Annotated in this window: 4 protein-coding genes and 1 pseudogene; 2 read left to right on the top strand and 3 right to left on the bottom strand. The window is 76.7% G+C overall.

What is annotated here, in order from left to right; translation table 11 throughout:
- A pseudogene (locus ACFVVA_RS26095) lies at positions 1-958 on the top strand (hypothetical protein); the annotation flags it as partial.
- A 528-nt stretch (positions 959-1,486) separates the two neighbouring features.
- On the opposite strand, the gene ACFVVA_RS26090 reads toward ACFVVA_RS26095, so the two are convergent.
- Positions 1,487-2,299 (bottom strand): RNA methyltransferase, encoded by an 813-nt coding sequence (locus ACFVVA_RS26090; protein ID WP_359906008.1) that lies wholly within the window; start codon positions 2,297-2,299, stop codon positions 1,487-1,489.
- A gap of 89 nt (positions 2,300-2,388) precedes the next feature.
- Here ACFVVA_RS26090 and ACFVVA_RS26085 point away from each other — a divergent pair, with 89 nt between their 5' ends.
- The gene (locus tag ACFVVA_RS26085; protein ID WP_387693143.1) at positions 2,389-5,130 is read left to right on the top strand and encodes a SpoIIE family protein phosphatase; all 2,742 of its coding nucleotides are present in this window, start codon (positions 2,389-2,391) and stop codon (positions 5,128-5,130) included.
- 109 nt (positions 5,131-5,239) lie between these two features.
- Here the strand turns inward: ACFVVA_RS26085 and cobA are convergent, their stop codons facing one another.
- Together cobA and cobT are read right to left on the bottom strand one after the other, a co-directional pair.
- Positions 5,240-6,487: a uroporphyrinogen-III C-methyltransferase gene (gene cobA / locus ACFVVA_RS26080; RefSeq protein WP_359906002.1), complete on the bottom strand. Its 1,248-nt coding sequence runs from the start codon at positions 6,485-6,487 to the stop codon at positions 5,240-5,242.
- A gap of 102 nt (positions 6,488-6,589) precedes the next feature.
- Positions 6,590-10,543, bottom strand: a complete 3,954-nt coding sequence (cobT, locus tag ACFVVA_RS26075) for a nicotinate-nucleotide--dimethylbenzimidazole phosphoribosyltransferase (RefSeq protein ID WP_387693140.1) — start codon at positions 10,541-10,543, stop codon at positions 6,590-6,592.
- Positions 10,544-10,684 lie beyond the last annotated feature (141 nt).

Raw genomic sequence — 10,684 nt, 5'->3', positions numbered from 1 at the left:
GGCCGCCGGGGCCGCCGGGGCCGCCGGGGCCGCCGGACGGCGACCCCAGGGACCGGCCGCGCCCGCGCCGCGGCCCGAAGCCACGCCGGTGACCCGCCCGCTGCGGGCGCGTCCGGACCGTCCGCAGACCCCGCCCCCGGGCCGCCCCGGCCCCCACGACCGGGCACGCCCCCGGGACCGCCAGCACACCCCCGCCCCCGGCGGGCGGCCCGGCACCGCCCGGCAGCGGCTGCTCCGGCAGCGGCTGGTGGTCTTCGTCACCGTGACCATCGGGGTGGCGCTGGCCATCGCGGCGGCGCAGGGCTGCGAGAACCGGGACAACCGGAGCGTGCGGCCACCGAGCACGGTGGTGGTGAATACGGGCCCCGGCGGCGAACAGGCGGTGCCGGGGACCTCGGCGGACGTCGTGCCGCAGGCCTCGACCGCGCCTCAGGCCTCGACCGCGCCGCTCCCGGCAGCGGCGCGCAGTGGCGCGGACAGCGGGCTGACAGCCCCGCAGGCGCCCGTGCCACCGGTGGACTGGCCCAACCGCAGCTACCCCGACGGGGCAGGCGGGCCGGCCGTCGCCCTGCAGAACGGGCACTCGGTCGGAGCCGGGCCGCAGATCACGCTGAGCGCGGTGCTGCCGGCCCGGTACAAGGGCCTGCCGGCCGCGGTGGTCGTCCTGCGGCGGGCGGAGGGTTCGACCCAGGTCGACCTCGTCCAGCTCTACACCTTCACCGGGGACACCCCGGTCGCCACCACCTCCCGCACCTCGGTGGCGGACCCGCAGGCGGCGGCCACCTGGCGACTGGACGGCAGCACGGTCGTCCGCGAGGAACGCTCGGCCGTCACCGGCGCCGTCGCCTCCACCCGCTACACCGTCCGCCCCGACGGCACCCTCGACGAATCCTGGCCCGGCGCCACCACCCCGCCCCCCGCCGCCGCCCCGGCCCCACCCACCTCCCCCACCGGCTGAAGCCACCCGGGCCCCATCCGCACCACGACGGCCGACACGAGAAGTCGGCCCCGCCGACTTCCAGTACAGCGGCCGGACCAACGAGCCGAGCGGCGCACTACAGATCGGGCCGAGCCGACCCCCGGCACAGGAGCAACCCAAGGCCCACCACGGCCAGGTACCCGGTAGAGGCCCCGGGGCGAACCGGACACGCGCGAGAAGTCGGGCGGGCCGACTTCCGGTGCAGGGCGATCCCGGAGACCGCTGCGACCGAGCGCCTGGAAGGCGGTCTCGGCAAAACCCCCACGCGCGAGAAGTCGATCCAGCCGACTTCTCGCGCGGCGCGGCTCCGGAGGATGCTGCGGGCGCACGCCGACCGGAGGAAGGCCTCGGCGTAAGCGATACGGGCCTGGGGCCCCGGGTCGGCCGACCATCGGCGGCAACGGGGCGAGGCAGCTCGCGAGAAGTCGGGCGGGCCGACTTCTCGTGCAGGCCCCCGGAGGCCGGTGGGGGCGCCGGTGGACCGGGCGTGCGTGAGGAGTCGGGCGGTCAGGGGGTGGGGGTGGTGACGGCGTAGAAGGCCACGGCTGCGGCGGCGCCGACGTTGAGGGAGTCGATGCCGTGGGCCATGGGGATGCGGACGGGGTGGTGGGCGGCGGCGATGGCGCGGGGGGTGAGTCCGTCGCCCTCGGCGCCGAGCATCAGGGCGGCCTTGGGGAGGCCGTGCGGGGTGAGGGTGTGGAGGTCGACCGCGGCCTCGGCGGGGGTGAGGGCGAGCAGGGTGAAGCCGGCCTCGCGGACGGTGTCGAGGGCGGCGGGCCAGGGGTCCAGGCGCGCGTACGGGACCGCGAAGACGGCGCCCATGGAGACCTTGACCGCGCGCCGGTAGAGCGGGTCGGCGCAGTCGGGCGAGAGCAGGACGGCGTCCATGCCGAGGGCGGCGGCGCTGCGGAAGATGGCGCCGAGGTTGGTGTGGTCGACGAGGCCCTCCAGCACGGCGACCCGGCGGGCCCCGGCGAGCACCTCGGCGGCGTCGGGGAGGGGCTTGCGCTCCATCGAGGCGAGGGCGCCGCGGTGCACGTGGTAGCCGGTGACGGCTTCGGCGAGCGCGGGCTCGACCACGTGGACGGGGGCGTCGGCCTCGGCGATGACGTCGCCCATCACCTCCAGCCACTTGGAGGTGAGCAGCATCGACCGCATCCGGTAGCCGGCGGCCAGGGCGCGGCGGATGACCTTCTCCCCCTCGGCGATGAAGAGGCCCTCGGCGGGTTCGCGGCGGCGGCGCAGTTCGACGTCGGTCAGGCCGGTGTAGTCGGCGAGGCGGGGGTCGGCCGGGTCGGTGATGGTGCGGGGTTCGGACACCCTGCGATCTTGCCAAGCCCGGGCGGGGAAGGCCAAACGGCGGAGGGAGCGGGGTGGTCCCCGGCTGGCCGTAGTGCAAATATGACCGTATGGCCCGAAATCCGGGCCGATCCTGGGCTCCGTCGGCCTCTGGCGCCACTGGCTCCGCCGGCTCCCCCGGTGGGCGCCCACACGGTCGGCCACAGCTGCCGCACGCGAAGCGGCGGTGGCCGGTGTGGCACCGGTCGGTGGCGGGGCAGGTCTTCGCACTCCAGGTGCTGGTCGTGCTGCTGCTCGTGGTGGCGGCCGCGGTGGCACTGGTGGTGCAGTCGCGCAACGACGCCACGCACGAGGCCCGCAACCGTTCGGTGGCGGTGGCGCAGACCTTCGCCAACTCCCCGGGCATCGTCGCCGCGCTGCGCTCCCCCGATCCGACGGCCCTCCTGCAGCCGAGCGCGGAAGCCGCACGGGTCGCCTCGGGCGTGGACTTCATCGTCGTGCTGAACGACCAGGGCATCCGCTACACCCACCCGAACCCGGCCCGGATCGGCCAGAAGTTCGTCGGCGTCTACGAGCCCGCCCTGCACGGGCAGGTGGTGACGCAGCAGGTCTCGGGCACGCTCGGCCGCCTGGTGCAGGCGGTGGTCCCGGTGTACGCGCCGGACGGCTCGGTGGTCGGGGCGGTCTCGGCGGGCGTCACGCTGAAGAACATCAGCAGCGCCAGCCAGCGGCAGCTGCCGGTGGTGCTGGGCGCGGCGGCGGCCGCGGTGGGGCTCGCCACGCTGGGGACGGCGCTGATCAGCCGGCGGCTGCGGCGCCAGACGCACGGGCTGGGCCCGGTCGAGATGACCAGGATGTACGAGCACCACGCGGCGGTGCTGCACGCGGTGCGCGAGGGCGTGATGATCATCGGCGGGGACGGGCGGCTGCTGCTCTGCAACGACGAGGCGCGCCGGCTGCTGGACCTGCCGCCGGACGCCGAGGGCCGCCCCGTGACCGGGCTGGGCCTGGAGCAGGCGCCGCTGGAGCTGCTGACCACCGAGCGCCAGGTCACCGACGAGGTGGTGCTGGCCGGGGAGCGGCTGCTGGCGGTGAACGTCCGGCTGATCGACCGGCCGGGCGGCCTGCCCGGATGCGTCGCCACGCTGCGCGACTCCACCGAGCTGGCGGCGCTGTCCGGCCGGGCCGAGCGCGCGCAGCGGCGGCTGCGGCTGCTGTACGACGCCGGGGTGACGGTGGGCAGCACGCTGGACGTGACGCGGACGGCGGAGGAGCTGGCGCAGGTCACGGTGCCGCGGTTCGCGGACTTCGTCACGGTGGACCTGGCGGACCAGGTGCTGACCGGCGAGGAGCCGCCGCCGAGCCCGTCCCTGGGGCGGATGCGCCGCGCCGCGGTGGCGGGCGTACGGGACGACGCGCCGTTCTACCCGGTCGGAACGGTGCTGGACGTGGTGCCCGAGACCCCGCTGGCCGGGGCGCTGCACAGTGGTGAGCCGGGTATCGAACCGCACCTGGCGGAGGTGGACGAGTGGCGGGACCAGGACCCGGAGCGGTCGGCGCAGGTGCTGGCGTACGGGGTGCACTCGCTGGTGCGGGTGCCGCTGCGGGCGCGCGGGGTGCTGCTGGGGGTGGCCCGGTTCTGGCGGGCGCAGCGGGCCGAGCCGTTCGAGGCGGACGACCTGGCGCTGGCGGAGGAGCTGGTCGCGCACGCGGCGGTGTGCATCGACAACGCCCGCCGCTACACCCGGGAGCACACCATGGCGGTGACGCTCCAGCACAGCCTGCTGCCGCGCAACCTGCCGGAGCAGACGGCGCTGGACGTGGCGCACCGCTACCTGCCGGCGCAGGCCGGGGTGGGCGGGGACTGGTTCGACGTGATCCCGCTGCCGGGTGCGCGGGTGGCGCTGGTGGTCGGGGACGTGGTGGGGCACGGGCTGCACGCGGCGGCGACGATGGGCCGGCTGCGCACGGCGATCCACAACTTCTCGACCCTGGACCTGCCGCCGGACGAGCTGCTGGGGCACCTGGACGAGCTGGTGAACCGGATCGACCAGGACGAGGCGGCGGGCGGCGGGCGCGCGGAGCTGGCCGGGGCGACCTGCCTGTACGCGATCTACGACCCGGTGTCGCGGCGCTGCACGCTGGCCACCGCCGGGCATCCGCCGCCGGCCGTGGTGGACCCGCAGGGCCGGGTGGTGTTCCCGGAGCTGCCGACCGGGCCGCCGCTGGGGCTGGCGGTGCTGCCGTTCGAGACCGCCGAGCTGGACCTCGCCGAGGGCAGTCGGCTGGTGCTGTACACGGACGGGCTGGTGGAGGACCGGGAGCGGGACATCGACGAGGGGCTGGAGCTGCTGCGGGCGGCGCTGACCGGGCCGCCGCGCACGCCCGAGCAGACCTGCGCGGACGTGCTCGGGGCGATGCTGCCGGCGCACCCGCAGGACGACATCGCCCTGCTGGTGGCCCGGACCAGGGTGCTGGCCCCGGACCACGTGGCGCAGTGGGAGGTGCCCTCCGACCCGGCGGCGGTGCGCGAGGTCCGGGCCGCGGTGGCGGAGCGGCTGACGGCGTGGGGGCTGGAGGAGGCCGCGTTCGTCACCGAGCTGATTCTGAGCGAGCTGGTGACCAACGCGATCCGGTACGGCTCCGGGCCGATCCGGGTGCGGCTGCTGCGGGACCGTTCGCTGATCTGCGAGGTGTCGGACGGCAGCAGCACCTCGCCGCACCTGCGGTACGCGGCGACCGAGGACGAGGGCGGGCGCGGGCTGTTCCTGGTCGCGCAGTTCGCGGACCGCTGGGGGACGCGCTACACGGCGACCGGGAAGGTCATCTGGACGGAGCAGCCGCTGGAGTAGCCGCGGAACGGCCGCGGAGTGGGAAGTCGGACCGGCCGACTTCCCACTCCGGCGCGTTGACTGCGACGCGGCCCCTGCGGCGCGTTCGCCCCGGCGGGTCCGCGCCGGCCTACGGCTGGAAGGCCGCGGCCAGCACGTTGACGACGTCGCCGATGACGATGACCGCCGGGGGCTTGACGCCCTCGGCCTCGACCACCGCGGCGACCGTGCCGAGGGTGGCGTCCACCCGGCGCTGGGCGGCGGTGGTGCCCTCCTGGACGACGGCGACCGGGGTGTCCGCCGGCCGGCCGTACTCGACCAGCCGGGCGGCGATCGCGCCGATCTTGTCCACGGCCATCAGCAGCACCAGGGTGCCGCTCATCCTCGCGGCGGCCTCCCAGTTGGTGAGCGAGCGCTCGTCGTCCGGGCCGACGTGGCCGGAGATCACGGTGAACTCGTGGGTCATGCCGCGGTGGGTGACCGGGACGCCGGCCGCCGCGGGGACGCTGATCGAGCTGGAGATCCCGGGCACCACGGTGACCGGCAGCCCGGCCTCCGCGCAGGCCAGCAGCTCCTCGCCGCCGCGGCCGAAGACGTACGGGTCGCCGCCCTTGAGCCGGACCACGAACTTGCCGGCCTTGGCGTGCTCGACCAGGGTGCGGTTGATCGCCTCCTGGGCCATGAAGCGGCCGTACGGGATCTTGGAGGCGTCGATCACCTCGACGTGCTCGGGCAGTTCGGCGAGCAGCTCGCGCGGGGCGAGGCGGTCGGTGACGACCACGTCGGCGTCGGCGAGCAGCCGGCGGCCGCGCACGGTGATCAGGTCCGGGTCGCCGGGGCCGCCGCCGACCAGGGCCACGCCGGCGCCGTGCGCGCGGTACTGGCGGGCGGCCAGCGAGCCGTCCCGCAGGCCGTCGACGATGGCGTCGCGCAGGGCGGCGGAGTGCCGCGGGTCGCCGGTGAGGACGGCGACGGTGGCGCCCGCGTCGCGGCCGCTGGCCGGGGTCCAGGCGGTGGCCGCGGCGGCGTCGTCGCTGCGGGAGCAGAACACCCGCTCGCGCTCGGCCTCGGCGCTGACCGCCGCGTTGACGGCCGGGTCGTCGGTGGCGACCAGGGCGTACCAGGTGCCGGCCAGGTCGCCGTCCCGGTACGGGCGGGCGTGCCAGGTGAGCTCGCCGGCGTCGGCCATCGCCTGGACGGCCGGGGTGGTGGCCGGCGATATCAGGTGCAGGTCGGCACCGGAGGCGATCAGGGCCGGGAGCCGCCGCTGGGCGACCTGGCCGCCGCCGACCACGACGACGCGGCGGCCGGCCAGCAGCAGGCCCACCGGGTAGGGGGTACGGCCCTCGGTGCTCGGGTGCGGGGTGGGCGCGCTCATCGGCGGTGCTCCTGATCGGGGGTGAGGGTGTGGGGACGGTACGGCACCGCTCCGCGGTCCGGCGCGCCCTCGGGCCGGTCCGCGGAGCGGTGACGGGGTGTGTCAGGCCTTCTCGGTGACCCCGGCGGAGTCGAAGGTGGCTACATCGTGCATCGCCCGGGCCGCGCTCTGCACCAGCGGCAGGGCCAGCAGGGCACCGGTGCCCTCGCCGAGCCGCAGGTCCAGGTCGATCAGCGGGCGCAGGCCGAGCTTCGCCAGCGCGGCCTGGTGGCCGGGCTCGGCGGAGCGGTGGCCGGCGATGCAGGCGGCCAGCACCTCGGGGGCGATGGCCTTGGCGGCCAGCGCGGCCGAGCCGGCGATGACGCCGTCCAGCACCACCGGGGTGCGCAGCGAGGCGGCGCCCAGCAGGAAGCCGGCCAGGGCGGCGTGCTCCAGGCCGCCGACTGCGGCGAGGACGCCGATCGGGTCGCTCGGGTCGGGCCGGTGCAGGGCCAGCGCGGCGCGGATGACCTCGATCTTGCGGGCGTGGGTCTCGTCGTCGATGCCGGTGCCGCGGCCGGTGACCTCGGCCGGGTCGAGGCCGGTGAACACCGAGATCAGGGCGGCCGAGGCGGTGGTGTTGGCGATCCCCATGTCGCCGGTGACCAGTGCCTTGTTGCCCGCCGCGACCAGGTCGCGGGCGGTCTCGATGCCGACCTCGATGGCCTTGAGGGCCTCCTCGCGGGTCATCGCCGGGCCCTGGGTCATGTCGGCGGTGCCGGGGCGGACCTTGCGCGGCAGCAGGCCGGTGGCGCGGCCCTGCTGGACGGCGTCCGGCAGCTCGGCGGCGACGCCGACGTCGACCACGCAGACCTCGGTGCCGATCTGCTTGGCGAAGGAGTTGATCACCGCTCCCCCGGCCAGGAAGTTGGCGACCATCTGGGCGGTCACCTCCTGCGGCCAGGGGCTGACGCCCTGGGCGTGCACACCGTGGTCGCCGGCGAAGATCGCCACGCAGGCGGGCTCCGGGATCGGCGGCGGGCACTTGCGCGACAGGCCGCACAGCTGGGCGGAGATGATCTCCAGCATGCCGAGCGATCCGGCCGGCTTGGTCATCCGCTTCTGACGGTCCCAGGCCTCGCCGAGCGCCTTGGCGTCCAGCGGCCGGATGCCGCGCAGGGTCTCGGCGAGCAGGCTCTGCGGCTCCTCGCCGGGCAGCGCGCGGTTGCCGTACTGCTCCTCGTGGACGACCCAGGACAGCGGGCGCTTCTTGGCCCAGCCCTGCTGCTCCAGCTCGGGCTCGTCCGGGAACTCGTCGACGAAGCCGACGCACAGGTAGGCGACGACCTCCAGGTGCTCGGGCAGGCCGAGTTCGCGGACCAGCTGCTCGTCGTCGAAGAAGCTCACCCAGCCGACGCCCAGGCCCTCGGCGCGGGCGGCCAGCCAGAGGTTCTCGACGGCCAGCGCGGCCGAGTACGGGGCCATCTGCGGCTGGGTGTGCCGGCCCAGGGTGTGCCGGCCGCCACGGGTGCGGTCGGAGGTCACCACGATGTTGACCGGGGTGTCGAGGATGGCCTCGATCTTGATTTCCTTGAACTGCTTGGCCCGGCCCTTGGGCAGCGAGTCCGCGTACGCCTCGCGCTGGCGCTCGGCCAGGGCGTGCATCCGCTTGCGGGTCTTCGCCGAGCGGATCACCACGAAGTCCCAGGGCTGCGAGTAGCCGACGCTGGGCGCGGTGTGGGCGGCCTCCAGGACGCGGATCAGCACCTCGTGCGGGATCGGGTCCGGGCGGAAGCCGTTGCGCACGTCGCGACGCTCGCGGATCACCTGGTGGACGGCCTCGCGGCCGGCCTCGTCGTAGCCGGGGGCGGCCGGGCCGCGCGGCTCGGCGGGCTCCTCGGGCTGCTGCTCGGGCTGCTCCTGCGCCTCCTCGGCGGCGGTGCCCTCAGCGGCCTCAGCGGCCTCAGTGGCCTCCGCGGCCTCGGTCACCTCAGCGGCCTCGGCGGCGGGCTGCTCGGTCCCCGGCTGCTCGACGGCTTCGGCGGTCGCCTCGCCGGCCTGCTCCTGGGCGGGCTCCGCCTCCGGAGCGGCGGCGGTCTCCGCGACGGCGGGGGTCTCCGCGACGGCGGCGGGTTCGGCCTCGGCCGGGACCTGCGCCGGCTCGGCGGCCGGCTCCGCGGGGGCCTCGGCCTCCGCGACGGCGGCGACGGGCTGCTCGGCGGCGGCCTCGGCGGGGGCGGCCTCCTCGGCCTCTCCGGCCGGCTCGACGGGCGCGACGGCCTCGGCCACGGGCTGCTCGGCGGCTTCGGCGGGCTGCGCCGACGGAGCCTCGGGGGCGGCCTCGGCCGGAGCCTCGGCGGCCGGCTCGACGGCTTCGGCGGCCTCGGCCTCCGCGGGCGCCTCCACGGCCTGCCCGGCGGTCTGCTCCACGGCCTGCCCGGCGGGTGCCTCGGCCTGGACCTCGGCCTGCTGCTGCGGCTGCTCGGCCTCCGCGGCGGGCTCGACGACGGCCTGGCCGGAGGGCATCTCGCCGGTGCCCGCGGCGGTCTCCGCGACCGGCTCGGCGACGGCCTCCGGCGCGGTCTCCACCGGGTGGGCCTGCTCGGCGGCCTCGGCCACCACGGCGACCGGGGCGGACTCGGCGTCCGCGACGGCCTCGGCAGCGGGCTGCGCGGAATCAACGGCCTCGACGGCCTGGACGGCGTCGACGGCTTCGACGGCCGTGACGGCCTCGGCAGCGGTCTGCGGCGCGTCGGCGGCCGCTATGGGCGCGGGCTGCTGCGGAGCCGTCTCCTCGACGACCTGGGCCTGCCCGGCCTTCTCGACCTTGGGCAGGCCGTGCGGGGTGGGAGCGGCCAGGAAGGCGGAGATCCGGCGCGGCTGGCCGGCCGGGGCCGCGGCCTCGGTCTGCTCGACGGGCACGGCGGCGCCGTCGGCGGCAGCACCCTCGGCGGCGACGGCCTCGGCAGCAACGCCCTCGGCGACGGGCTCGACGGCGACGGGCGCACCGGCCGTCCCGGCCACCGACTGGGCGGACTCGGCCGGGGCGGCCTGCGCCACCACGGCGACGGCCTCCACGGCAGGCGCAGTGGCCTGGGTGGCCTGGGCCGTCACGTCCTGCGCGGGCTGGACCGGGTCGGCGTGGACGGCCTCCGGCGTCTCGACGACCTCGATCACCTCGATCGCCCCGACCGTCTCCACGGCCAGCACGACCTCGACCGGCGGCCCGGCCAGCGGCACCTGCTGGGCGTGCTGGAAGTCCTGCGCCTGCGGCAGCTGCTGCCCGTCCGCGACCGGAACCCCGGCAGCCGCCGGGGCGACCGGCGCCGTCGGGACGGCCTGCGGGGCGGCGGCGTGCGCCGGGGCGACGGCCTCGGCCATCGGCGGTCGGCCGACCACCGGGATGCCGTGCGCGGGCGTGCCGCCCTGCGAGGGGCCGCGGTCGGCCAGCGAGCGGACCGGCACCTGGCCGGTCATCAGCGACGGGTCCGGGATCGGCGGGCCGGCGTGCAGCGGCCGGCGCGGCTGCTGAGCCTGCGTCATCGGCTGCTGCGGCTGCGTCTGGACGGGCTGCTGCTGGACGGCGTGCTCGGCGCCGAGCACCGGCGGGTCCACCGGCGGCCAGGACGGCTCGACCGGCGTGCCGTCCTGCTGCGGCGCGAGCGGCATCTGCTCGGCCGGCACGGCCGGCTCGCCCCAGGAGCCCTGCGGGCCGGGCATCAGCAGCACGTCGTCATCGTCGTCCAGGCCGTCCGGCGTGTCGGGCTGGTCGAGGAAGTGGAAGGCCGGGCGCGGGGCGCCCTGGTCGACGGCCCAGCCGTCGCCGGGGTGGCCGGGCTGGGGCACGCCGGGAACGCCGTAGCCGTGCTGGCCCTGCGGCGGGATGACGCCCGCTCCCGGGGGCATCGCGCCGGGGACGCCGCCGGCCGGAGCCGGGTTCGGGATCGCACCGCCGTCCGTCGCGACGCCCTGGAGGGGTGCAACGCCCGCGACGCCCTCCGGTCCGCCGAGCGGGTCATGCCCGGCGTGCAGGTGCTCCGGCAGTCCCTCGCCCGGGACGTGGCCGCCATCGGTCATTGTCAAAGCTCCTTCCAGGCCGCTGCCGCGCCCTCGGCGACACGATCACCGATCGCAGCGCCCATCCGCACGGGCCGCACCAGCACCGGCCCGCCCCTAACCACACGCGGCCGCCGCGCCGTGGCGCTGCGGCCCAAGTCC

This window comes from Kitasatospora sp. NPDC058048, from assembly GCF_042885555.1.
GTDB classification, from domain to species: Bacteria; Actinomycetota; Actinomycetes; order Streptomycetales; family Streptomycetaceae; genus Kitasatospora; species Kitasatospora lactacystinica.
Note: the sequence above shows the minus strand (reverse complement) of the source record. Positions and strands in the feature narration are given on the sequence as shown.